Source organism: Pseudomonas fluorescens (genome assembly GCF_018614655.1).
Lineage (GTDB): Bacteria > Pseudomonadota > Gammaproteobacteria > Pseudomonadales > Pseudomonadaceae > Aquipseudomonas > Aquipseudomonas fluorescens_BX.
This window is the reverse complement of sequence record NZ_JAGGOG010000002.1, coordinates 249,787-274,859: the sequence shown is the minus strand read 5'-3', so window position 1 is coordinate 274,859 and position 25,073 is coordinate 249,787. Positions and strand designations below refer to the sequence as shown.

The 25,073-nt window shown below is 60.3% G+C and carries 20 protein-coding genes; 8 read left to right on the top strand and 12 right to left on the bottom strand.

What is annotated here, in order from left to right; all coding sequences use genetic code 11:
* Positions 1-31 precede the first annotated feature (31 nt).
* The 6 genes from J7E41_RS02035 to rfbB are packed head-to-tail and all read right to left on the bottom strand — an operon-like array spanning position 32 to position 6,630.
* Complete coding sequence (locus J7E41_RS02035) at positions 32-1,414, bottom strand: sigma-54-dependent transcriptional regulator (protein ID WP_214989732.1); 1,383 nt, start codon at positions 1,412-1,414, stop codon at positions 32-34.
* Positions 1,411-3,219: a sensor histidine kinase gene (locus J7E41_RS02030; RefSeq protein ID WP_214989731.1), complete on the bottom strand. Its 1,809-nt coding sequence runs from the start codon at positions 3,217-3,219 to the stop codon at positions 1,411-1,413. Before J7E41_RS02030 ends, J7E41_RS02035 begins: the two co-directional genes overlap by 4 nt.
* Positions 3,220-3,255: 36 nt before the next feature.
* Positions 3,256-4,137 carry a dTDP-4-dehydrorhamnose reductase gene (gene rfbD / locus J7E41_RS02025; protein WP_214989730.1) on the bottom strand — a complete coding sequence of 294 codons (882 nt, stop codon included), beginning with the start codon at positions 4,135-4,137 and terminating at the stop codon, positions 3,256-3,258.
* Positions 4,134-4,679: a dTDP-4-dehydrorhamnose 3,5-epimerase gene (gene rfbC / locus J7E41_RS02020; RefSeq protein ID WP_214989729.1), complete on the bottom strand. Its 546-nt coding sequence runs from the start codon at positions 4,677-4,679 to the stop codon at positions 4,134-4,136. Before rfbC ends, rfbD begins: the two co-directional genes overlap by 4 nt.
* Positions 4,676-5,551 carry a glucose-1-phosphate thymidylyltransferase RfbA gene (rfbA, locus tag J7E41_RS02015; protein ID WP_214989728.1) on the bottom strand — a complete coding sequence of 292 codons (876 nt, stop codon included), beginning with the start codon at positions 5,549-5,551 and terminating at the stop codon, positions 4,676-4,678. Before rfbA ends, rfbC begins: the two co-directional genes overlap by 4 nt.
* Positions 5,548-6,630, bottom strand: coding sequence for a dTDP-glucose 4,6-dehydratase (gene rfbB, locus J7E41_RS02010; protein ID WP_214989727.1), 1,083 nt, complete (start codon positions 6,628-6,630; stop codon positions 5,548-5,550). The genes rfbA and rfbB overlap by 4 nt, the downstream gene beginning before the upstream one ends.
* Positions 6,631-6,875: 245 nt before the next feature.
* Here rfbB and J7E41_RS02005 point away from each other — a divergent pair, with 245 nt between their 5' ends.
* From J7E41_RS02005 to J7E41_RS01990, 4 genes are all read left to right on the top strand, one after another.
* Positions 6,876-9,785 carry an aminotransferase gene (locus tag J7E41_RS02005; protein ID WP_214989726.1) on the top strand — a complete coding sequence of 970 codons (2,910 nt, stop codon included), beginning with the start codon at positions 6,876-6,878 and terminating at the stop codon, positions 9,783-9,785.
* Between the two features lie 322 nt (positions 9,786-10,107).
* The gene (gene aguB, locus J7E41_RS02000) at positions 10,108-10,986 is read left to right on the top strand and encodes an N-carbamoylputrescine amidase (protein ID WP_214989725.1); all 879 of its coding nucleotides are present in this window, start codon (positions 10,108-10,110) and stop codon (positions 10,984-10,986) included.
* A 5-nt stretch (positions 10,987-10,991) separates the two neighbouring features.
* Entirely contained in the window at positions 10,992-12,098 is a 1,107-nt protein-coding gene (gene aguA, locus J7E41_RS01995) for an agmatine deiminase (RefSeq protein WP_214989724.1), read from the top strand.
* Positions 12,099-12,341: 243 nt separating this feature from the next.
* Entirely contained in the window at positions 12,342-12,554 is a 213-nt protein-coding gene (locus tag J7E41_RS01990; protein WP_214989723.1) for a hypothetical protein, read from the top strand.
* A 147-nt stretch (positions 12,555-12,701) separates the two neighbouring features.
* Here J7E41_RS01990 and J7E41_RS01985 read toward each other — a convergent pair whose 3' ends face one another.
* A complete protein-coding gene (locus J7E41_RS01985; RefSeq protein WP_214989722.1) occupies positions 12,702-14,774 on the bottom strand; it encodes a TonB-dependent receptor in 2,073 nt (690 codons plus the stop codon).
* Between the two features lie 230 nt (positions 14,775-15,004).
* Here J7E41_RS01985 and J7E41_RS01980 point away from each other — a divergent pair, with 230 nt between their 5' ends.
* Entirely contained in the window at positions 15,005-15,703 is a 699-nt protein-coding gene (locus J7E41_RS01980) for a DsbA family protein (RefSeq protein ID WP_214989721.1), read from the top strand.
* Between the two features lie 287 nt (positions 15,704-15,990).
* Entirely contained in the window at positions 15,991-17,277 is a 1,287-nt protein-coding gene (locus J7E41_RS01975) for an OprD family porin (RefSeq protein WP_214989720.1), read from the top strand.
* 99 nt (positions 17,278-17,376) lie between these two features.
* On the opposite strand, the gene J7E41_RS01970 is transcribed toward J7E41_RS01975, so the two are convergent.
* Entirely contained in the window at positions 17,377-19,515 is a 2,139-nt protein-coding gene (locus J7E41_RS01970) for a M48 family metallopeptidase (protein ID WP_214989719.1), read from the bottom strand.
* A 200-nt stretch (positions 19,516-19,715) separates the two neighbouring features.
* Between J7E41_RS01970 and J7E41_RS01965 the strand changes: the two genes are divergently transcribed.
* Together J7E41_RS01965 and J7E41_RS01960 are read left to right on the top strand one after the other, a co-directional pair.
* Positions 19,716-19,925, top strand: coding sequence for a tautomerase family protein (locus tag J7E41_RS01965; protein ID WP_214989718.1), 210 nt, complete (start codon positions 19,716-19,718; stop codon positions 19,923-19,925).
* A gap of 27 nt (positions 19,926-19,952) precedes the next feature.
* On the top strand, positions 19,953-20,663 hold the full coding sequence (locus tag J7E41_RS01960; protein WP_214989717.1) for an SDR family NAD(P)-dependent oxidoreductase: 711 nt from the start codon (positions 19,953-19,955) through the stop codon (positions 20,661-20,663).
* A gap of 3 nt (positions 20,664-20,666) precedes the next feature.
* Here the strand turns inward: J7E41_RS01960 and J7E41_RS01955 are convergent, their stop codons facing one another.
* From J7E41_RS01955 to J7E41_RS01940, 4 genes are all read right to left on the bottom strand, one after another.
* Positions 20,667-22,244: a M48 family metalloprotease gene (locus J7E41_RS01955; RefSeq protein WP_214989716.1), complete on the bottom strand. Its 1,578-nt coding sequence runs from the start codon at positions 22,242-22,244 to the stop codon at positions 20,667-20,669.
* Positions 22,245-22,259: 15 nt separating this feature from the next.
* Positions 22,260-22,625, bottom strand: coding sequence for a hypothetical protein (locus J7E41_RS01950; RefSeq protein ID WP_214989715.1), 366 nt, complete (start codon positions 22,623-22,625; stop codon positions 22,260-22,262).
* Positions 22,622-23,989 (bottom strand): CHASE2 domain-containing protein, encoded by a 1,368-nt coding sequence (locus J7E41_RS01945; protein WP_214989714.1) that lies wholly within the window; start codon positions 23,987-23,989, stop codon positions 22,622-22,624. Before J7E41_RS01945 ends, J7E41_RS01950 begins: the two co-directional genes overlap by 4 nt.
* Positions 23,990-24,273: 284 nt before the next feature.
* Entirely contained in the window at positions 24,274-24,555 is a 282-nt protein-coding gene (locus J7E41_RS01940) for a DUF3077 domain-containing protein (RefSeq protein ID WP_214989713.1), read from the bottom strand.
* Positions 24,556-25,073: the final 518 nt, after the last annotated feature.

The window sequence follows — 25,073 nt, the reverse complement described above, 5'->3', positions numbered from 1 at the left end:
CGGCCTCTTGGCAGCGTGAAAGGGGTGGGCATCATTCGTCGTCCGAGTTGTTGTTGCCGCTGTCGGCGAAGTTCAGCCCGTGCTTGCGCAGTTTGTCGTGCAAGGTTTTGCGTGGCAGGCCCAAGGCTTCAGCGAGGCTGCGCATGGAACCATGGGGGCGGGCCAGTTCGGCAGCGATCAGGCTTTTTTCAAAATGCTCGACCTGTTCGCTCAAGCCTCCAGTGGACACCGGGGCGCCGGCCGAGGGGTCATCCGACATGTTGTCCAACGCCAACTCCAGGCCCAGGGCGAAGCGCTCGGCGGCGTTTTGCAGTTCACGCACATTGCCCGGCCAGCTGTGCCGTAACAGCAAGGCGCGTTGGCCCGGTTGCAACTCATGGAGCGGCAAGCCATGGCGAGTACTCGCCTCGTCGGCGAAATGCTGGAACAGCATCAGCGCATCTTCGCCTCGTTCACGCAGGGGCGGAATGCGCAGCGGTGCGACGTTGAGGCGGTAGTACAAGTCGGCCCGGAAGCGCCCTTGGTCGGCGGACTGGCGCAGGTCTTCCTTGGTGGCGGCGATGATGCGGATATCCAGCGGGATCAACTGATTGCCCCCCAGCCGCTCCACCACCCGCTCTTGCAGCAGACGCAGCAATTTGACCTGTACATCCAGGCTCATGCTTTCGATTTCATCGAGGAACAGGGTGCCGCCGTTGGCAAACTCAAACTTGCCGATCCGTCGTTTCTGGGCGCCGGTAAAGGCTCCCGGCTCGTGGCCGAATAACTCGCTTTCCACCACCGACTCCGCCAGGGCACCGGCGTTGATCGCCACGAACGGACCTGTGCGGCGGTTCGACAAGTCGTGCAGGGCACGGGCCACCACTTCCTTGCCGGCGCCGGTTTCACCGAGGATCAGCACGTCAGCCTTGGTCGCGGCCAAGGCACCAATCTGTTCACGCAGGCGCAGCATCGGTGCGGATTGCCCCACCAGGCGCGTGCTCAGTTGCTGACGATCACTCAGGGCCAGGCGCAGGCTGCGGTTGTCCAGCACCAGGCGGCGCAAGGCCAGGGCACGACGCACGCTGTCGAGCAGGGCGTCACTGGCGAAAGGTTTTTCCAGGAAATCGTAGGCACCGGCACGCATCGCCTGCACCGCCAGCGGTACATCGCCGTGGCCGGTGATCAGCAGTACGGGCAATTCCGGGTCCTGGCCATGGAGTTCGGCCAGCAGTTCCAGGCCGTCCATGCCGGGCATACGGATATCGCTGACCACCACCCCCGGCCAATCCCGGAACAGGCGCGGGGCCAGGCCCTGGGCTTCGCCGAGGGGGAGGACTTTCAGCCCCGCCAAGTCCAGGGTCTGGCACAGGGCCTGACGCAGGTGTGGATCGTCGTCGATCAACACCACCTGAATCTGGTTATCGATACTCATACACTGCGGTCCTCGGACGGTTGCAGACTGACGCCCGGTGCTCCGGCGCGCAGTTTCAAGGTTAGCAACGCGCCGCCTTCGCGGTGGTTGGAGAACAGCAGTTCACCGCCAAAGGCGCGCATCAAGGTGTCGCAGATCGCCAGGCCCAGCCCCAGGCCCTGGGTGCGGGTCTTGGTGGTGTAGAACGGCTCGCTGGCACGACCCAAGGCCTCCATGCAAAAGCCCGGGCCGTTGTCGCGAATGTACAGGTTGACGCCTTGTTCGGTGGTTTCGGCACTCAGCCAGAGTTTGCGCGGTGGGCCTTTCTCGGTCAGCGCGTCGAGGGCGTTGGCCAGCAGGTTGCCCAGCACCTGGCGCAGACGCGTCTCGCCGGCCGCCACCCACAAGGTCGCCTCCGGCAAGTCGCGGATCAACTCGACTTCCATGGCCCGTCGACGTTTGGCCAGCAGGGCCAGGGCATCGTCCAGGGCCGGTTGCAGGGCGACACTTTCCGGCGCATGGCGGTCGCGCCGGGCGAAGGCGCGCAAGTGGGCGATGATCGATGCCATGCGCCCGGTCAATTCGCTGATCAGCTTGAGGTTGCCCCGGGCGTCGTCGGTGCGTTGGTGGTCGAGGAGAATTTCGGCGTTTTCCGCGTAGCTGCGGATCGCGGCCAGGGGTTGATTGAGTTCGTGGCTGATGCTCGCCGACATGGTGCCCAGGGCGGACAGCTTGCCCGCTTGCACCAGGTCGTCCTGTGCCCGTACCAATTCCTGCTGGGCCGTTTCGCGCTCCAGCACTTCCTGTTTAAGGCGGCGGTTGAGGCCTTCCAGATCGCTGGTTCGTTCGGCCACGCGCATTTCCAGTTCGCGCCGGGCCTTGGCTTCGAAGGCGATGCGTTCCAGGTAGTGGCGACGGCGCTGCATCATCAGGCCGAGCAACAGCATCACGACCAGCAGGGTTGCGCCGCCGACGGCGACCACGGTGCGTACCGGGCGGTTGATCAAGGTTCGTGGCGCGAGAATTTCGACATTCCAGCCGGTTTCCGCAATTTCAGTGGATTGGCGCAACCAGGCCGTGGTGCTGAGGTTCAACGGCTGCGGGTCGCGGGTCGGGTAGGGCTGGATGGCGATGATGGCTTGGCGTTCCTCTTCGGTCAGCGGCCGAGTGGCACGGAATCGCCATTGCGGCCGCGAGGTCAGGATCACCACGCCGTTATGGTCGGTCACCAGCAGTTGTTCCGGGGTTTTGCCCCACAGGCTTTCGGTGTGATCCAGGTCGACCTTGACCACCAGCACCCCCATGATCGTATCGCCGTCACGCACGGCGGCGGCGAAGAAGTAACCGCGCTTGGCCGAGGTGGTGCCCAGGCCAAAGAAACGCCCAAGGCGTCCGGCCATGGCTTCGCTGAAATAGGGGCGAAAGGAGAAATTGCGGCCCACGAAACTGTCTTGTTTGTCCCAGTTGGACGCGGCCAGGGTCTTGCCGCTGGTGTCCATCAGGTACATCACTTCCACGCCGGCCTGGGCGGCAACGTCCTTGAGCAACAGGTTAGCGTTGACCAGATTGGTGCTGACCTGGGGTGCGTCCAGGGCGGTACGCAGCGCGGGCAGATCCCCAAGGATTTGTGGCAGCACTTCGTAGCGGTGCAGGGTGCCCAGCAGGTTGGCGACGTACAGGTCGAGGGTCTGGCGGTTCTGCCCGGCCAGTTCGCTGCGGTAATAACGCTCGGCCAGATGCTCCAACGGCCACAGCAGCGGCGCCAGGCACAGCGCCAGCAAGGCCAGGCTGCGCCAGCGGGGTCTTCGCGGAAGGGGTGGAGTCATCGGAGTCATGCGCCTGTGGGTACAGGCGCATTATGCCTAGTGCTGCTGCGCAAGACACTCGCGCAATGCGTCGTGCCACTGGGGCTGGGAGACCTGCCAGTGCTGTTGCAGGCGGCTGCAGTCCAGGCGCGAGTTCAAGGGCCGTTTGGCCGGTGTCGGGTACGCGCTGGAGGGAATGGCTTCCAGGTCGGCGCAGGCCTTGCCTTCGGCCTGTAATTGCTCGCCAATGGCCTTGGCAAAGCCAAACCACGAGGTCTCTCCCTGCGCGGTCAGGTGATAGGTACCCCAATCCCCGGCTTGTCCCGCCTGCCAGCGCTCAATCAGGGCGCGGGTGCTGTTGGCAATGGTCCCAGCCCAGGTCGGCGCACCGATCTGGTCGGCGACGATGCGCATCTGCGGCTTTTCTTGCAGCAGGCGCTGCATGGTCAGCAGGAAATTCTTGCCGTGGGTCGAGTAAACCCAGCTGGTGCGCAGGATCAGGTGTTCACCGCCCACGGCCGTGATGGCCTGTTCGCCAGCCAGTTTGCTCTTGCCGTAGACGCCGAGAGGGTTAGGCGCGTCGTCTTCGGTGTAGGGCGCAGACTTGCTGCCGTCGAACACGTAGTCGGTGGAGTAGTGAATCAGCGGTATCCCGAGGGCCTTGGCCTCTTCGGCGAAGATGCCCGGGGCGGCGGCGTTGATCGCGAATGCCAGGTCTGGCTCGCTTTCGGCTTGGTCCACGGCAGTATGGGCCGCCGCGTTGATGATCAGCCCAGGACGGTGTCTGCTTACGTGTTGGCGGATTTGCTCGGGGTGTGCCAGGTCAAGCTGGTCGCGGCCCAATACCACCAATTCGCCCAAGCCCTGGAGACGCTGTTGCAGCTCCTGGGAGACTTGGCCGTGTTGGCCGCTAATAAGGATTTTCAGAGGGGCAGTCATGGGAACACATCGGCCTCTTGCAGGCTTTTACCGTTTTGGTCCTTGGCAGACAGGGTGGGCTGGCCACTCAGTTGCCAATCGATAGCCAGGGTCGGATCGTCCCAGCGAATACAACGCTCGGCCGACGGGGTGTAGTAGTCCGTGGTCTTGTAGAGAAACTCGGCATAGTCGCTGAGTACGACAAACCCATGGGCGAAACCAGGTGGAATCCACAGCTGCCGATTGTTCTCGGCAGACAGCCGGATGCTGGCCCATTGGCCAAAGGTCGGGGAAGTGCGGCGGATATCCACCGCCACGTCCAGAACTTCGCCAGCCGTCACGCGCACCAGTTTTCCCTGGGGATTCTCCAACTGGTAGTGCAGACCGCGCAGCACGCCTTTTTGTGAGCGTGAATGGTTGTCTTGTACAAATTGCAATTGCAACCCGGTCGCTTGCGCGAAGCTGCGGGCATTGAAACTCTCGTAAAAGAAACCGCGTTCGTCACCAAAAACCTTGGGTTCGATGATCAAAACATCGGGCAACGTAGTCGCGGTTACATTCATTGAGCTTCCCCGGCGACAGTGAACAGATACTGGCCATAACCGGTTTTGCCAAAATACTTGGCACGTTCCAGCAAATGGTCACGATCGATCCAGCCGTTCTCGTAGGCGATTTCTTCCAGGCAAGCTACTTTCAGACCCTGACGGTGTTCGATGGTCTGCACGTATTGCGAGGCTTCCAGCAAGCTGTCATGAGTGCCGGTATCAAGCCAGGCAAAACCACGGCCAAAGCGTTCGACGTGCAAGTCGCCGCGCTTGAGGTAGGCATTGTTGACGTCGGTAATTTCCAGCTCGCCGCGGGGCGAGGGCTGGACCGCCTTGGCGATCTTGATGACATCATTGTCATAGAAGTACAGGCCAGTTACCGCGTAGCTCGACTTGGGCTTGGAGGGTTTTTCTTCGATAGACAGAGCGCGGCCTTCGCTGTCGAAATCGATTACACCGAAACGCTCCGGATCCTTGACCCAATAGCCGAATACCGTGGCGCCTGATGGGCGTTCGGCGGCACTGCGCAGTTGCTCGCCGAAATGCTGGCCGTGGAAGATGTTATCGCCCAAAATCAGGCACACCGGGTCGTCGCCGATGAACTCTTCACCAATCAGGAACGCTTGTGCCAGACCGTCCGGCGACGGTTGTTCGGCATAGGTGAAGCGCACGCCGAACTGGCTGCCATCACCCAGCAGGTTGCGATACTGCGGCAAGTCCACCGGGGTGGAGATCAGCAGGATGTCCTTGATCCCCGCCAGCATCAGCACCGAGATCGGGTAGTAGATCATCGGTTTGTCATAGACCGGCAACAACTGCTTGGAAACACCCAGGGTAATGGGGTGCAAGCGAGTACCGGAACCACCGGCCAATACAATTCCCTTCATCATGCAATCAAATCCTTAGCGTCTGTGTTGCCCAGTCGTTCACCTTGATAACTGCCGTCCTGGACCCTGCGGCACCATTCCAGGTTATCGAGGTACCACTGCACGGTTTTGCGCAGGCCGGTTTCAAAGGTTTCTTCAGGCACCCAGCCCAGCTCGCGTTCGATCTTGCTGGCGTCGATCGCGTAGCGCTGGTCGTGGCCCGGGCGATCCTTGACGAAGGTGATCAGGTCAGAAAATTGCGCAACGCCTGCCGGGCGCTGAGGTGCCAGCTCTTCCAGCAAGGCGCAAATACCACGCACCACGTCGATGTTCTTCTGCTCATTGTGGCCGCCGATGTTGTAGGTCTCGCCCACGACGCCTTCAGTCACGACTTTCAGCAATGCCCGGGCGTGATCTTCGACGAACAGCCAGTCACGTACCTGCAAGCCATCGCCATAAACCGGCAACGGTTTACCCGCGAGGGCGTTGAGGATCACCAGCGGGATCAGCTTCTCGGGGAAGTGGAATGGTCCGTAGTTGTTCGAGCAGTTGGTCAGCAGTACCGGCAGGCCATAAGTGCGCTGCCAGGCGCGGACCAGGTGGTCGGACGCCGCCTTGCTGGCCGAGTACGGCGAGCTTGGCGCGTAGGGCGTGGTTTCGGTGAACAGGTCGTCAACGCCATGCAGGTCGCCGTAAACCTCGTCCGTGGAGATATGGTGGAAGCGGAACGCGCTTTTCGCCGGTTCTTCCAGCTTCTGCCAGTAGGCACGAGTGGCCTCCAGCAAGCTATAGGTGCCGACGATGTTGGTCTGGATGAAGTCCGACGGGCCGTCGATGGAACGGTCGACATGGGATTCTGCTGCCAGATGCATGATCGCCTGGGGCTCGAAGCGTGCCAGAACTGCACTGATCGTCGCCTGGTCGATGATATCGGCCTGGACGAACTCATAGCGGCTGCTGGTCGCGATGCTGGTCAGCGACTCCAGGTTGCCGGCATAGGTCAGCTTGTCGAGGTTGAGAACTTCATGTTCGGTGTTTTGAATCAAATGACGAATCAGCGCGGAGCCAATAAAACCTGCACCACCAGTAACAAGAATACGCATGTCGAGAGGCCTTTTCCTTAGACGGACATTGAGCGAGTGCGCATAGCTTGCGGGCTTGCGGAGTGCGGTGCAAGGGGCGGTGGTCAGATTGGGTGATGAGCAAGGAGCACGTGTCTTTTGGCGGTCGTCATCGTGAATACTGATTTCGGTGCACGAACGTGTGATTAAGAAGGGTGGGAGGGGTTGCGTAACCTTCGATGCAGTGGCGATATAAGCGCCTGATAAAAACCCCAAGAGGTCGTCACATGTTGCTTGCCATGTTGATTCACCGCGCCAGTCTGCCATGCCCGAAAATCGGGCCAACGCCTGCGTTGCAATTGCTTGAGCAACATTACGGCCTCACCGGGGCGTTGCAGTCTTTGGGCAGCCAGCAAGATCTCAACTATCAGGTCGACAGTGACCGTGGCCGCTTTGTTCTGAAAATCTGCCGGGGCGACTACGCCGCAGTCGAGCTTCAGGCCCAGCACGCTGCTCTCAAGCACCTGCAAGGGCAGCCGGGGGCACGTGTGCCCAAGGTGATTAGTGCCCTCAACGGCGAAGAGTTGCTGACGGTGACGGTCGACGGGCAAACCGTGCACTTGCGGTTGCTGGACTATATCGACGGCCAGCCGCTGACCCATTTGCCGCATTTGGGACGTGAGGTGATCGCGGGTTTTGGGCGGCTCTGCGGGCAAATGAACCTAGCGCTGGCCAACTTCACCCATCCGGGCCTTGAGCGCACCCTGCAATGGGACCCTCGTCACGCTGACGAGTTGATCCACTACTTATTGTCGACCCTCGAAAACCTGCCGCATCGGGCATTGATCGCGCAGGTGGCGGCGCAGGCCGAGCGGCGGGTACGGCCGTTGGCCGAACAACTGCCCCGACAGGCGGTACACATGGATATCACGGACGACAACGTGGTCTGGCACCGTGACGAGCAGCGTCACTGGCAGATCCAGGGCGTGATCGACTTCGGTGACCTGGTGCACACCTGGCGGATTGCCGACTTGTCCGTGACCTGTGCCGCGCTGCTGCATCATGCCGAAGGTGACCCGTTTGCGATCTTGCCGGCGATCCAAGCCTATCACGCGGTCAATCCGCTGCAACCGGAAGAGTTGCGGGTGCTGTGGCCGTTGATTGTCGCCCGGGCGGTGGTGCTGGTGCTCAGCAGCGAACAGCAGCAGCGCCTGGATCCTGCGAGTCCGTACTTGCTGAAGAACGCCGAGCATGAGTGGGAAATTTTCCACGTCGCCACCTCCGTTCCCTTTGAATTGATGGAAGCCGCGATCCTGGCCTGCGTCGGCGGCAGTTTGCCGGCTGTCGCGAGCGATGGCTTTGCGCCGTTATTGCCGGGCTTGGTGGGGCGCGAGTTTGCATTGATCGACCTAGGGGTATTGAGCCCGCATTTCGAGGCGGGCAACTGGGAACAGGCCGGTATTGATCAGCAGTTGTTGCAGGACGCGGCGGCGGCCCATGGGCTGGCGGCCAGCCGGTATGGGCAATATCGCTTGTCGCGCACCCGTGCGGACAGTTTTGAAGAGCCCGAGACGTTCCCTCTGCATGTGGAACTGAGGGTGCCTCAAGGCACCACGGTTGAAGCGCCTTTCGCCGGCACCCTGCATACCGGGGCCGACGGTGCATTAAGCCTGCACAGCGCTCAGTTAAGTGTGCGGTTGTGGGGCGTGAAAGGCGTGTTGCAGCCGGGTGCTGCCGTGCTCAAAGGTCAGGTACTGGGTGAGGCCGGCGGCGCACTGACGGTGCAACTGTGTCGCACTGATGTAACGCCACCGTTGTTCTGCACACCGTCCCGGGCGCTGGCGTGGCAGGCGTTGTGTCCGTCGCCGGCGGCGTTGTTGGGGCTGGCCTGTGATGCGGAGCCCGAATTGGACCCCGAAGCCTTGCTGGCCCGGCGCGACGCCAGTTTTGCCCGTTCGCAGAAGCACTATTACGTCGACCCGCCGCGCATCGAGCGCGGCTGGCGCAACCACCTGATCGACATGCAGGGCCGTTCCTACCTGGACATGCTCAACAACGTCGCGGTACTCGGCCATGGCCATCCACGCATGGCGGCCGTGGCAGCGCGACAATGGTCGTTGCTTAACACCAATTCGCGTTTCCACTATGCGGCGATTGCCGAGTTTTCCGAGCGGCTGCTGGCGTTGGCGCCGGACGCCATGGACCGGGTATTTCTGGTCAACAGCGGCACTGAGGCCAATGACCTGGCGATCCGCCTGGCCTGGGCCTACAGCGGCGGACGCGACATGCTCAGCGTGCTGGAGGCGTATCACGGCTGGTCGGTGGCCGCCGATGCAGTCTCCACCTCGATTGCCGACAACCCCCAGGCCTTGAGCAGCCGCCCGGACTGGGTGCATCCGGTGACGGCGCCCAATACCTATCGCGGTGAGTTCCGTGGCCCGGACAGCGCACCGGACTACGTGCGCAGCGTCGAACACAATTTGGCGAAAATCGCCGCGCAAAACCGCCAACTGGCGGGCTTCATCTGCGAGCCGGTGTACGGCAATGCCGGCGGGATCTCCCTGCCACCAGGCTATTTGCAGCAGGTGTATGGCCTGGTTCGGGCGCAGGGCGGGGTGTGTATCGCTGACGAGGTGCAGGTTGGCTACGGGCGTATGGGGCATTTCTTCTGGGGCTTTGAAGAGCAGGGCGTGGTACCGGACATCATCACCATGGCCAAGGGCATGGGTAATGGCCAACCGTTGGGCGCAGTGATCACCCGGCGGGAGATCGCCGAGGCCCTGGAGGCCGAGGGCTACTTTTTCTCCTCTTCAGGCGGCAGCCCGGTCAGTTGCCGAATTGGCATGGCGGTGCTGGATGTCATGGAAGAAGAAAAACTCTGGGAAAACGCCCGGGTGGTGGGCGGACATTTCAAGGCGCGGTTGGAGGCGTTGATCGAACGTCATCCACTGGTGGGAGCGGTGCACGGTTCCGGATTTTACCTGGGGCTGGAGTTGATCCGTGACCCCGAAACCCTGGAGCCCGCGACCGAAGAAACCACGTTGCTGTGTGATCGCCTGCGGGAGCTGGGGATTTTCATGCAGCCTACGGGGGACTATCTGAACATCCTCAAGATCAAGCCGCCGATGGTCACCTCCAGGCAGAGTGTGGATTTCTTTGTCGACATGCTGTCGAAGGTGTTGGATGAAGGGCTCTAACCCCGGTCTTGGGATTGAAACACCATCAGTGTGGGGGCTTGCTCGCGAAGGCGGTGTATCAGCCAACGGATGCGCCAACTGAAAGACCGCCTTCGCGAGCAAGCCCGCTCCCACAGGGGATGGTGTTTCGGTTTTAAACTCGATTGTTATCGATTATTTTTGCGGTTTTATCGACAGAAGGATAGGAGCATACTTCTAAAGCCGATTTTTATCCGTTATAAAGTCGCCCACGTCCCTGACGCGATACACTGCGTCCAGCATTCCCTTTTCTGTCATCGGTCACGGCTATCCTGACTGTTGACCACCGCCCAGGAGATGATTCATGAGCCGTATCGTTACCGTCGCCGCTACCCAGATGGCCTGTTCCTGGGACCTCGAAGCCAATATCGAGACCGCTGAAAAGCTGGTCCGCGAGGCCGCCGCCAAAGGCGCGCAGATCATCCTGATCCAGGAACTGTTCGAGAGCCCGTACTTCTGCCAGAAGCCAAACCCGGATTACCTGCAACTGGCCACGCCGGTTGAAGACAACGTCGCCATCAAGCACTTCCAGAAAATCGCCAAGGAGCTGCAGGTAGTCCTGCCGATCAGCTTCTTTGAGCTGGCCGGTCGTGCACGTTTCAACAGCATCGCGATCATCGATGCCGACGGTTCCAACCTCGGGGTTTATCGCAAAAGCCACATCCCGGACGGCCCTGGCTACCACGAAAAGTACTACTTCAACCCGGGCGACACCGGCTTCAAGGTGTGGAACACCCGCTACGCGAAAATCGGTGTGGGCATCTGCTGGGACCAGTGGTTCCCGGAATGCGCCCGCAGCATGGCGTTGCAAGGTGCAGAAATCCTGTTCTACCCGACCGCCATCGGCAGCGAGCCACACGACAAGACCATCTCGTCCCGCGACCACTGGCAGCGCGTGCAACAAGGCCATGCCGGCGCCAACCTGATGCCGCTGATCGCCAGCAACCGTATCGGCAATGAAGAGCAGGACGGTTACGACATCGACTTCTACGGCTCGTCGTTCATCGCCAACCAGTTCGGCGAGAAGGTTGCAGAGCTCAATGAAACCGAAGAAGGCATCCTGGTTCACAGTTTCGACCTCGATGAGCTGGAACACATCCGCAGCGCCTGGGGTTCGTTCCGTGACCGCCGCCCGAACCTGTACGGCGCACTGAAGACCCTCGACGGTTCCCTGGAGTCCTGATCGCCATGACCACCTTGCACAGCACGCCTCGCGCCGACGGTTTCTACATGCCGGCCGAGTGGGCGCCACAGACCCAGGCCTGGATGATCTGGCCCGAGCGCCCGGATAACTGGCGCTTGGGTGGCAAGCCGGCGCAGGCCGCTCACGTGGCGGTGGCCAAGGCCATCGCACGCTTTGAGCCGGTGACGGTGGCGGTTTCGGCGGCTCAGTATGAAAACGCCCGTGCGCGTCTGGATGTGCCGAATATTCGCTTGGTCGAGATGTCCAGCGACGATGCGTGGGTGCGGGATACCGGGCCGACGTTCGTGATCAATAACGGCGGTGAAGTCCGTGGTGTGAACTGGGACTTCAACGCCTGGGGCGGTTTTGACGGTGGCCTGTATTCGCCGTGGAACCGTGATGCCCAGGTCGGCGGCAAGATCCTTGAGATCGAGCGCAGCCCACGTTATCGCACTGAGGGTTTTGTGCTGGAAGGCGGCTCGATTCACGTCGATGGTGAAGGCACGCTGATCACCACCGAAGAATGCCTGCTCAACCGCAATCGCAACCCGCACCTGAATCGCGGCGAGATCGAAGCGGTGCTCAGCGCCAATCTGGCTGTGGATAAGATCATCTGGCTGCCGGACGGTTTGTTCAACGACGAAACTGACGGCCATGTGGATAACTTCTGTTGCTACGTGCGCCCAGGTGTTGTGTTGTTGGCCTGGACCGATGATCCGCAAGATCCGAACTATGCCCGTTGCCACGCTGCCATGGATGTACTGCAAAGCAGCACCGACGCCAAGGGCCGCTCGTTCACAGTGCATAAAATGCCAATCCCGGGGCCGCTGTACGCCACCGAGGACGAGTGCGCCGGCGTCGATCCGGTGGACGGCACCCAGGAGCGCAACCCGACCGTGCGGTTGGCCGGTTCCTACGTCAACTTCCTGATCGTCAATGGCGGCATCATCGCGCCGAGTTTTGACGACCCGCTGGACAGCCGCGCCAAGGAAATCCTCCAGGGCCTGTTCCCGCAGCACGAAGTGGTGATGGTGCCTGGCCGTGAGCTGTTACTGGGGGGCGGCAATATTCATTGCCTGACCCAACAACAGCCGGCACCGCACAAAAACTGAGTGCAGTTGTAACAGCCGTACGCTGGATTAAACGGCTATCGAGAGGCGTTCAGTTTTAGCGCTCACCACAAGCCCATGGCCCGCAAGGGTCCTGGGCTTTTTTGTGTGCGCACACCTATAAACCGGAGACATTGGCACAGCTCTTGTATCAGCGTTGTAACGGTTGGCAAGGCACAGAGCGGTGATGTTCTGTCATAAACCTTGAGTAAGTTAGCCGCTCACGCAGCAGGAGAGAGCGCTGAAATGAACGCCGATATCAACATGATCTACAAGCGTACATCCCACCCCATGATGGTGAGCGGTGACGCGATTCATGCGTTGGCACTCTGGCTGAAGAGCAACGGTTCGCGACAGATCAGGACGCCTGATCCGCGGCAGGTGATGAGTGAGCGTTACCCGGCGGGATTGCTCAGTGAGGATGAGTTGCGGGTGTTGTGTGAGCTAATCCAACGCTAAAGAGTGGGAGCTGGCTTGTGTGGGAGCGGCGGTGCGACGATTCGACTTGCTCGCGAATGCGGTGTGTCAGTCACCAGATGCAGTGGCTGATACACCGCATTCGCGAGCAAGCCCGCTCCCACATTGGATCTTCGTTGTTCAGAGGTGTTAGAAACTATAAGTCCCCGTCACCACCAAACTACGCGGCTCGCCCACTTGAATCTGTGCAGCACTGGTCGCCGACGCGTAGTACGTCTTGTCGCTGATATTGTTCAGCGCCGCCCGCACATCCCATTCCTTCTGCCGGAACCCGGCCAGCGCGTCCCAGCGGCCATAACCGGGTAACACCACCGTGTTGGCGTTATCGGCATAACGATCGCCGACCAGGGTCAGCCCGGTTTCCGCGTACCAGCCCATCTCCGGTTTCCAGGTGACGAACAGGCTGGCGTTGCGCTTGGCCACATCATTGATGCGTTTGCCTTCAAAGCCGTTGTTGTCTTTTACGACCTTGGCGTCTTGCAGGCCGATGCCCCCGCGCATGTACCAGTTGCCGACGATTTTTCCGGTGGCGGTCAGTTCCACACCGCGAGAGCGTTGCATGCCGCTGAGCAGGGTGATGGTCGGGTCCAGCGGGTCGCGGGTGCGGCGGTTGTAGAGCTCCAGTTCGTACACCGCCAGGGTGGTGCTGAAGCGGTCATCTAGCCAGTCGCTTTTCACGCCGATTTCTTTCTGCCGGGTCAACTCGGGGCTCAGGTCATTGGCGTTGCCGCTGGCGTTAGGCGTGATCCCGATCAAACCGCCGCCGGTAGGGGAGAAGGTCTTGCTCCAGGAGGCGTAGAACGAGTGGTGTTCCAGTGGCGTCCAGACCACGCCCACCCGTGGGCTGGTGCTGTGGCTGACCACCTGCTCGGACGTGTTGATCAGCTTGTTGGTGGACTCCACGTCGAAGCGGTCATAACGCAAGCCGGCGAGCAGTTGCCATTGGTCATTGAGGCGCAATTGATCCTGCACATACAGGCCCTGGCTTTTTGCTTGGGTGTGGCTGCTGCTGAATGCTGGCAGGCGACCGGTGTGGCGCACATTCCGGTCGGGGTTGTACACATCCAGGCTCGGCACGGTGTTGAGCGGGGCGCGATAGAGTTTCGGGGCGCGGCGCTGGTCGCCCAGTTCCACGCCGGTCAGCAGGCGGTGTTCCAGGCCAAAGGTGCTGAAGCCGCCTTCCAGTTCGACGTTGTTGAATAGGTTGCGGGTGGTCAGGTCCTGTTGCCAGCGTTGGCGCCCGACCTTGTTGGTCTTGGGGTCGAAGCTGACCACGTAGGTGTTGTCGAAATCGCTGTCGAGCTTGAACACGCTGAGGGTGTGGCGCAGTTGCCAGTTGTCATTGATCTCGTAGGCGAGCCTGGAGCGCAGGGATTGGGACTTGTCGTCGATATAGTCGCGCTTGTCGCCGTAGGTGGTGTCGCGCCCGACATCTCCAGGGCGGCCGTTGATCCCGGGAATGCCGCGGTCCGGCGTGCGGTTGTAGCGGCTGTATTCGTACTGCACCAGCCAGTTCAGGTCCGGGGCTAGTTGCCAGCTCATCGACGGCGCGAACAGTTGGCGGTTGCCGCTGACGCCGTCGCGGAAGCTGTTGTTGTCCTGGTTACCCATGTTCAGGCGCAGGCTGATGTTATCGGTGGGGTCGGTGCTGAGGTCGGCGTACAGGCTGCGCAGGTCATTGCTGCCGCCTTGGGCTTCGATGCTGGAAGCGTGGCCGGCCTGAGGCAATTTGCTCACACGATTGACGATGCCGCCCTGGCCGCCGCGCCCGTACAGTACGGCGGCCGGGCCTTTGAGCACTTCGATGCGTTCGATGTTGTGCAGGTCGCGCACGTACTGGCTGTCGTCGCGCACGCCGTCCAGATAGAAGTCGTTGCTGGCGTCGAAACCGCGGATACGCAGGCTGTCGAAGCGCGTGTCGGCGCCGCTGCTGACGTTGGGAATGCCGCTCAAGGCCTGGCCAAGGTCATTGGTACCGTAGGAGCTGAGGTTTTCGGTTTTCACCGAATCGATCGCCTGGGGCACATAGCGCACGGGCGTCGCGGTACGGGTGGCGGTGGTGGTGTCCTTGACGCGCGGATCGTCTTCATCGGCTTCGGCACTGATGGACGTTTCGGGCAATGTGGTCGCCGCGCAGGTAAATCCGGCGGACAGCAGAACAGAAAGCCCAAGGGTTATGGGCATCAGGCGAAGGGCAGGCATCAGGGAGCGCATCCGAAAGGTTTGAAGAAGGAAAAACACGCTAATGATAATGCTTGCTATTTACGCGCGTTATTCATTCTTACAAAAGTTCGCCGGTGAAATGTTACGTCATGTGTTTTTTAGGGGTATTCGACCGATTCGCGAAACAGTCTGAAAGCCAATCCAGCGTTTTTCCCCGGGGCCTGTGTCGGAATAATCTGCAGCTATCGAGTTTTCATCTGGAGTTATTCATGTCGGTCGTCACCCTGCATTACATTTACGATCCACTGTGCGGCTGGTGCTACGGCGCCAAGCCGCTGCTGCACGCTGCGCAACAGGTATTACCCGTCCAATTGCATGGCGGCGGCATGATGACCGGTAACAACCGCCAGGCGGTGTCGCCGCAACTGCGTGACTATGTAATGCCCCACGACCGGCGAATTGCCGAGTACACCGGCCAGCTTTTTGGCGAGGCGTATTTCGAAGGTCTGCTGCGTGACCACAGTGCGGTGTTCGACTCGGCGCCGCCGACGGCAGCCGTTCTGGCGGCTGAACAACTGGAAGGGCGCGGCCTGGAATTGTTGGGGCGTTTGCAAACCGCCCACTACGTTGAAGGCCAACGGATCTCTGATAAGGACGTGCTGCTGGCGTTGGCCGAGTCCATTGGCCTTGAACCTCGGGTGTTCGAAACAGCCCTCACACAAAACCTCGGCTCACCGACCCATGCTCATATAAAGGACAGCCGCCAATGGCTGGCCAAAGTCGGCGGCCAGGGCTTTCCCACGTTGGCCCTGGAACAGGATGGCCACTTCACTCTGCTGGACATCAGCCCATGGCTCGGTAAGCCTGAAGCGTTTGCCGTCTGGCTGAGTCAAACCGTCGCTGGCTCGACCCAGAGCAGCGCGTCGAGCGCCCTGTCCTGCGATGTGAACGGCTGTTCAGGCCCATGATTCCTTGAGTGCGATAGGAGAAAACTCCTACAGAGTGATGGCTCTTTAGCATGTCTTAGACTTTTTTAGCCTAAATACAGACGATTCACGAAATTGACACACTGTCAAAGGCGCGGCTAGGATTCGCCCCAACGCCTGTGGCTGACCGCCATGACTCTCCATAAAAAAGGCCTGCGGTATGTTCAGTCGTCCGCGGGCCTTTCTTTTTCCGGGGGAAGCCAGCACCAGAAAGTTTGTAGGAGCCTGGTGTCACAGCGCGTACTCAACCAGTAATAAGGAATAAGAAAATGTTGAATAAACGGATGGGTCTGATCGCTCTGGGGATTTTGAGCGCAACTCAGGCAATGGCTGACGATCAAGCAGACTCCAAGGGTTTTGTTGAAGACAGCCACCTGAACATCGCGGCGCGTAATGCTTACATCAGCCGCGACTACAAAAATGGCAAGCAAGACAAAGCCGAATGGGGCCAGGGCTTCATCGGCAAATTCGAATCCGGTTTCACCCAAGGCACCGTCGGTGTCGGTGTGGACGTGATCGGCCAATACGCTATTCGTCTGGATGGCGGTAAAGGTAAAAGCGGCGCTGGCGGTATCGACTTCTTCAAGCAAGGCGATAGCGGCGAAGCGGCCAACGACCTGGCCAAGGGCGGCGCAGCCGTTAAATTCCGCGTCTCCAACACCGTGCTCAAGTACGGTGAGCAGATGCCAGCCGTGCCGGTCCTGCAGTACGACAACTCCCGTCTGTTGTCGGAAACCTACACCGGTACCTCGATCGTTTCCAAAGAGATCGCCGGCCTGCAACTGGACGCTGGTCACTTCACCAAGGAAGCTCGCAAGAGCGCCGAAGGCTCCGACAGCGGCGGCCTGAAAAGCATCAACTACATCGGTGGTAGCTACAAATTCACCGAAAGCCTGTCGGCTGCGATCTACGCTTCCGATATGGAAGACGTGCTGAAGAAGCAATACGTCAACGTCAACTACGTACTGGCCCTGCCAGAGAAGCAGTCGTTGACCTTTGACTTCAACGGCTACAAAACCAAGCTGGACCGCAGCTTCGCCCTGGAAAACCAAGGCGATGCCGATGCCCGTGACAACAAGATCTGGAGCCTGGGCGCCACTTGGGCCTTTGGTCCGCACAGCCTGACCCTGGCCCACCAGCGCAGCACCGGTGACACCGGTTACCTGTACGGCGGCTACCGCAACGCTGGCGGCATTGGCGACGGTGGTAACACCATCCTGTTGGCCAACTCCTACTGGTCTGACTTCAACGGCAAGGACGAGCGCTCCTGGCAGGCAGGCTACGGCCTGGACTTCAGCGCCTTCGGTGTACCGGGCCTGACGTACAACATCGCTTACGTGCGCGGCACCAACATTGACGACGGCAGCGGCCGCGGCGATGGCACCGAGCGTGAGATCTTCAACCAGTTCAAATACGTGGTACAGAGCGGCCCGGCTAAAGACCTGAGCCTGCGTGCCCGTGCGTCCTGGTTGCGCGTCTCCAGCAACGCCAGCAACTACAACGTTGGCGGTAACGAAATCCGTCTGTTCGCGGACTACCCGATCAACGTTTTCTAATTGATCGAGCGTTACGTCTGAGCCTGATACCAGGCTGAAAAAAACGCCCCGTGGCCTTTGGCTCCGGGGCGTTTTTTTATGGGTGCTGCATAACGTGGACTAACTATTCTGGCGCTCCTGCAAAGCCTGCCGAGCATGGGCCGCATCCAGATAGTCATAGATCAGCTCCAACGTCGCCTGTGACGTGAGCCGCTTGTTGTCGATGCAAAACTGGGCCATGAACAACAGCACCTGATGCTTCTTCTTGTTGAGCCTGGCGCCGGGCACGCCGAACGCGGTTTTACGCAGCTCGGGCAGGGGTGCCTGCGGTGTCAATTGCACGATTACCCACAGGCCATTGATGGCTTGCAGCCCGACACTGGCGATGTGCTCGATGGGCAGCGGTTGTGCCAGGTTGGCAAACACAAAATGCTCCGGCGTCAGGCGCAGGGCCGTCTGCGGCGCGCGCTTGAATCGCCGTATGGCGAGCCACAGAAAGATCAGCGCGAAACCTGCGATGGCCGCACCTGCCCCCAGCGTGGATAACGGCGTGCCCTTCACTTTTTCCGGAGCGAGCCAGGGGCGGGTCATCATCCATAGCCCAAGCACAATAAACGGCAATGCCAGTACGCCTGTGGCGATCGCCCGTCGGCGCCCACCCTCATGCAAGGACTGTTCGCCTTTGACCGACTCTGCCAAGGACTCAAGGACTTGAGCGTGTGCTTCCTCCTGCCACGCCACCTCAGCCTTCAGGTCACGGGACAGCTGCTGACGCAGCACCAGCGGCTCGGAGAAATACGCATCCAACGCCACACCCGCGGCCAGGCTGTCCACCGCGCGGGTGCCACTGCGCACCGCGTCCTCCGGCGCCATGTGCAACGCTCGTATGCGCTCGCCGTTGGACGGATGCGAGTCGGTGGGATGTGGCAGGTGAATTTCCAGCGCTTCAGGTGGCAGTTCCAGTTCGCACTGTTGCAGTTCGTTGAGTACCGCTGCTGGCAGGTCGTCGATGGCTGCATGGCTTGCATCAAGGTGCGCTCGCAACAAATGATCCACCTGTGGATTAATCGCCGATACCCGCACCAGCGCCGAAGCTGCCGCCGCGTTGCCCGCCACCCGGCTGCCGGTAGCATCGGCGAGCAGCTCGCGCTCGCGGCTCCAATGGCTGACCGCATGATGGAAGCGTTCCATGAAAAACAGACCGAACAGGAAGGCGGGCCTCATCAACCGCCCCTGAATCCCATCGCTGGCCAGCATGGCTTGGGCCAGCGCGCCGAGGCTGCGGTTGACCCCGTCGTAGATCGGCAGAAAACGCAGGCTGTACTCGGTGTCTTCACCCACAAAGTGCGCCAGCTCATGGCCGATTACTGCGCCGATTTCTTCCCGGCTCAACACCCCCAGATACAGCAGTGGCAGATGCAGGGTTCGGCCGCTCAGGGTGGTCACCGCCGGCAGGACGGTTGCGTCGCTGGAGGTTACGTAAAAGCCTTCCGTCAGGCTCACCACGATATGGTCCGGTGGCAAGGCACCGAGGGCGCGCGCCAGTTCGTTCACATGGCGCCACAGGCCAGGCGCCTGCTGTGGTGTCACCACTTGGCCAAACATCGAGATCGGTGTCGGCTCGAACATCGTTAGCATCCAGCGCAGCTGCCGCAGCAGCAACCACATCGAGTACAGGCAAAAGGCAGCGATCACCCCGGCCACCGCCATGATCTTGACCTCGCCATTGGATAGCCGACCGATGTGCCAAAACCCCAGGCTTTCATACGTCAGCAGCAGAGCAACCGTCGCGGCCAGGGCGATTGCCTGGCCAACCAGCACGTAGGGCAACAAGCGGCTGCCCAGGGAAAACACCTGCAACAACGCTTGCCGGGATTTGCGCGCCTGCGCGCCGGCCCAGTGAGTTGCGCCCAGTGCCACCGCGCCAATCAAGGCTGCCAGCACACCCACACCGATCACCCATGTGGCGAGTAGCTGCAAAGCGTTGTTAACGCGGTGCGCGGTGCCGGTCTCATCGGCGGCCTTGTCCATGCGCGACAACACCAATTGCGCACTGAGCTTTTCGCCATTGACCGTGACTGGGGTCATCGGGTTTTGCGCCACTAACTCGCGCAGCTGTGGTCTGGCTATTTCCAGGTTGGCTTCGAACTCGTTGAGCTTGAGCGCCCCGTCGACGGCGCGCTGCCACTCCCAACCACCCGTGGCAGCCAACAGCAACGGAAAGACGATCAGCAGGAGGATCAGCTTGAGGGCGTTCATCGATGTCCATTCTCGACGCAGGGATTACGCCGTTTATACCTAAAACGTCTCGGACGGGATACGCCGAGCAGTTCGACCGACTCATTACATCACGTCACTAATGATGTACTTCAAACCCCATTTATCCCTCCCGAGCAACCTCATACATTGACCCCACTGCCTGCCCATCATGCCGATGGCCAGGTCACTGGAGCCTTGCCATGCCCTTTGTCAGCCTGCGCATTACCCGTGATGGCGTTACCCCGGAGCAAAAAGCCCAGGTAATCGCCGAGTTCACCGAAACCCTGGAGCGGGTCCTCAACAAACGCCCGGACCTGACCCACATCGTGATCGAAGAAATCGACACCGATAACTGGGGCTATGCCGGCATCACCACTACCGAATACCGCAAACAGATCGCCCAAGACTGACCCCACCCTTTCAGCAGAGGATTCATCATGAGCCACTCAAACAAAGTCGTCGTGATTACCGGCGCATCCCAAGGTATCGGCGCGGCGCTGGTGCGGGCCTACCGTGAGCTGGATTACCAGGTGGTCGCTACTTCCCGTTCGATCAAGCCGTCCACCGACCCGGACATTCTCACCGTCACCGGTGACATCGCCGACCCGGCCACCGCCGAGCGTGTGATCCGCGAAGGCGTGGCCCGTTTTGGGCGCATCGACAGCCTGGTCAACAACGCCGGGATCTTCCTGGCCAAGCCGTTCACCGCCTATACCCACGAAGACTACGTCAACGTGCTGGCGGTGAATTTGAACGGGTTTTTCTACATCACCCAACGGGCGATTGCCGAGATGGAAAAGCAGGGGGCCGGCCACATCGTCAACATCACCACCAGCCTGGTGGATCACGCCATTGAGGGTGTGCCGTCGGTGCTGGCGTCATTGACCAAAGGTGGCTTGAATGCCGCGACCAAATCCCTGGCGATTGAATACGCCAAACGCGGGATTCGTGTGAATGCGGTCAGCCCCGGGATTATCAAGACGCCGATGCATGGCGAAGAAACTCATGCGGCGTTGGGGCAGTTGCATCCGGTAGGGCACATGGGAGAAGTCAGTGACATCACCCAGGCGATTGTGTACCTGGAGTCCGCCGGTTTTGTCACCGGCGAAATCCTCCACGTGGATGGCGGGCAAAGCGCAGGGCACTAAGCCTCAGGCTTTCACCGGCGCCAGTTTTTGGCAGTTTGCCTTGCGCGTCGGGTATTGCTCGCATTTGCGCAGCACGGTTTGCACCTGCTGCGCATTTTTCATTTGCTGGCTGGCCAGCAACTTGTCGGTGATGAACAGTTCTTCCGATCCCAGGTGGCGCTCGGCCTTGTCGATCATCGCCAGCGCGGCCTCGCCATCACCGCGTTTGAGGTGATAGCTGATCATCAAGTCGTAGGTCGCAGGCCCGGCCAGGGACCAGTCCTTGATCGCCTGCAACTCCTTTAATGCCTCGGCGCTTTTACCCTGGGCCAGGCGCACGGTATAGGCAACGCTGCGAATGCCCGGTTGATCCTTGACCGGAGAGCTCAGGGCACGACGCAGAAACGCGTCAGCCTCGGGCACCTTCTTCTTCTCCAGGGCATCGGTGGCGAAGTACGCGTCTTTGTAGCCTTGAATGGCCTTGGCCACCTGAGGCGTGTCGCGCACTGTCGGCCAGCTTTGGGTGTTGACCCGGGCGCGGCGCTCCTGGCGGTATTCCCGTTGCAGGTATTCGCGCAGTTCCTGGTCGCGGTCCAGGGTCGACATGTGCGAGCGATTGAAATATTGGGTGGTGGCGACAATGCTGGTGGTCAGGCCGTCCTTGACCAGCACGTCCAGCTCCTTGGTAAAACGGTTGAGGTTGAACTGCTGCAGCGAGTCCTGCATGGCGTTTTTACGAGCGGTGAGAAAACCCGTGAGCAACGGCTTCTGCTTGCCCTGAAAGTCGCTCAGCCGCTCCAGACTATGGGTGGCCCCACGCGGCGCATAACCGGCGCGGATCATCAGGTCGGTGCCCAACAAGTCGGCCTGATCTTCCTGGGTACGACCCCAGGCGGTGCTCCACACATGATCGGAAAAGGTGTTGGCCAGGGCGGTGTACAACACCGTGTTGCCGATGGTTTTCTGGGTGCCGGCCGGGTCCTTGCTGAACAGCTTCATGGTGCCGGAGCTGCGATTCACGCCGGTGTCGGCGGCCATTGTTGCCAGCGCCACCGTGGAAGCTACCGTGGTGAACATTTCTTTCTGCTGCTGGAAGGCGGCCATGCGGTCATGGTGATGCAGCAGCACATGGCTCATCTCATGGCCGAGCATGGCGGCGATCTCGTCTTCGCTGCCGACGTTATCCATCATGCCCAGCGGCACGAAGATGTTTCCGTACGGGTCCGCCGAAGGGCCGAAGCTGCGACTGTCTGTGATCTTCACCTGCAACGTTGGCAACTCACCCGGCCAGCCCTTGGACAAGCGCGTGACGATGCCCTGCAAGTACACCTGCAACATCGGGATATCCACCAGGTTCTGCTGGCGCGCCTCGGCGGCGGGTACGGCGTGGCCGTCATAACTCAAGCGTTGCTGGCTCTGGCGTTGCGGGTCGAGCTTGTAGTACTGGCGCACGTCGGTGTTGTCGACGTAATGGCCCTTGACCCGAGACTGAGTCGACGGCCCCACCAGATTCATGAACGCCTGATCGGCACCCTTCAAGGTGGCGCACCCGCTGAGCACCGCACAGGCCAGAAGGCTGGCCGCCAATCGATATCCCTTCACCGCGACGCTCCTTTTTTATTGATTACAGCCCGCACCAAAACCGATGGTGGAGTTGTTATGACTGTCCTTGGTCTGGCTCTTGGTCAGCTTGTCGCACGGCAACTCCGTGATATTCAGCGGCGGCTCGATGCGCACGTCCATGGTGTCCAGCCAGACCTTCTGACCCGCCAGTTCCACCTGCACCAGGTCCAATACCTTGTTGTACTGCAACACCGGCACCGGCTGGGTTGGCGCGTCTTTGCGTGGCAGATCGCGTTGCTGCTTGCCTTGCTCGTCCAGCACCGCTACCGGGTCGGCGAGGAATGCCTTGATGCTGTGAGTGTCTGCCCACGCGGCCTGGCTGAAGAAGGCGACGAGTAACACGATAAGGGTTTTGTTCATCCTTGAGTTCCTTGAGTAAGACGAGAAGGCGGGTTGAAAAAAGCGTCGAACCGATCGCTGAGCAGCAGCAATGACAGCAACGTAATACCCAGTACGTTGACGGCGGTGTAGTGGTTGTATCGCAGTACCCAGCACACCGCCCCCAGTACGAGCAGGCTCAGTAACCACGACGGATACGGTGAAGAAAAAAGGCGACGCTCCCAGGATGGCCAGCGTGTCCACGCAGGTTGCTTGGCCAACTGCCGGGCGTGCAACGCCTTGAACACAGCAATCAACGCCAGTAGTCCAAGGGTCAACCCATCCAGCCAGCTGATATTGACCAGCCCCAGGCTGCCCGGCTCACGGTCATAGTCCATGCCCCAGGTGATCAGGTTATCCAACGCCATGGCATGCAGATAAACCCCGGGAATCTGCCCATGAACCGGGGACTGCACCAGATCGCCGGTGGAGGTGATATTCGCCCCGACCAACACCAAGCGGTCCCGCAACAGTTCCCCAATCAAGGCCTGATCCTCGGGCGAACTGACCTCCAGATCCGTGGCCGACAGCTTCAAACTATAGGCGCAGCGTGTCTGGGACGAGTCGTCAAACCTCCAGAACACCGCCTGGCCCAACTGCATCAGCCAGTCCGGCAGAAAATGCGACGGCGAGGCGCAATCGCTGAGGTCCTTGATACGCGCCTGCTCCGGCGCCAACTTGAGCCCCCATTGCACCGCAACCGGCGGCGACTCCACAGCGGCCTGCACATCCGCAGGCAACTGCCCGCACGCCTGCGTCTTGCAGTACTCGCGATAGAGCGCCATGGCCGGCGTCTCCATCACCCCCAACGGCGCCTTGAACGCCAACGGATAGGCATCCTCCACCCCATCCCACACCACCACCGCCGGCCGACTGACTCCGGCAAACGGCGCCAACGTATTCGCCTGCCCATCCACCCCTCGCGCCACACCGGTATTGGCCAGAAACAACGGAATACCCTGACGCTGATACCGTTCAAACACATTCGCCAACAACTGACTGCCCCGAGCCGGATCACCCAGGGAGTGATCGTGGCTGTACAACAAATCCACAAACACCGCCTTGGGTTTGTAGGCCAGCAAACGCTTGAACAGCTTGCTCTGCTCGCCGTAAGGCATTGGCCATGAAGTGTTGTTGCGCATCAGATAAGCGTCATCGATCAACACCACCGCCACCTGCTGCTGGCCGGTGCTCGGGTAGCTGCTGGAAAGCATGCGGTTAAACCACTCGGCGGACGCCTTGTCGCTGGAACTGGCCAGGCCGAAGGGATCGAGGATTGCCAGCAGCCCAATCAGAAGGGCGAGGCAACAGCGGCGGCGGGTGAAAAGAGGGAGCTTCTTCGACATCCATGTCTCAATAAAGGAAAACAGGCTTTAGCGGCTTTTCTGTGGGAGCGGCGGTGCGACGATTCGACTTGCCCGCGATGGCCTTCAACGAAAACGCTGGGCTATTGGATAAACACAGCGCCCACGAATCCATCGACCCCTAAGCCAACAGCCATAAATAAGGAGCGTGGGTTTTAAAGGACCAGGGAAGGGGTGTCAATTAGAATATGGCTAAGTGCTACCAGCTTGCTGCTGATGCAGGGGACGGTCGCGCAAGGCAAAGCCATACGCGACCTGAAGGAAGGCTATTCGCAGATGCTATTGCCCGGCGAAGTCAGCACCTTCACCACATCGTCGATCACCGCCTTGCTCATCTCCTGCAAGAAATGCGAAGCCCAGGCATAGCGGTCGGTGTGTTTGGTCATGGCCGCATCTTCGGCGAGCAGCTTGGCGACATGGAGCAAGTCGGAAACGTGAGTCAGGGCAGTGGAAATGGGAACGCCACTATTAACGCGGAACAAGGGTTGATCAGCGTGGAAGGAGAACGGCGTGAGGCCAAGGGTGGTGAGGCTTTCTGGGTTAGTCATTGGGCGCCACCCCTGTTGCGGGTTGGGCAAACATCGGATGGATCTAGAGCGCGCATCGGTAAAACTCCCATATCAAGTGAGAGCTACCACCATCGTTCTCAGGCGAATGGGTGGCAGCTGTGCGCAGGCTGAGAACCGGAGATACAGGAACCCGGCAGACCCGAAGGTCTCCCACGCACAGCCGCCATTGCACGAAACTACCGGCATAAAAAAACGCCTGCAAATCGTGGTTGGGGCGCTGTTGCGCCTGCATCATGTCGGGTTCTCAGGCCCGGTCGCTGAATTGGCAGCGACCGGGGGAGGTTAGCGTGGTGGGGGGAGGGGTGCAACTTGAGAAAATGGATCCGGTGCCTTTTCCTGAGAAGGACATATCTGCACTTTGTGTAGGCGCTAAAAAATTCATAGAGCGCGCAATCGAATTGCTATGCGGGGAGGGGCAGGCGCAACAACGCATACCCCAGAAACAACAAAGCCCTCGCATTTTTGCGAGGGCTTTGTTTTGGTGCGGCACCAGACGA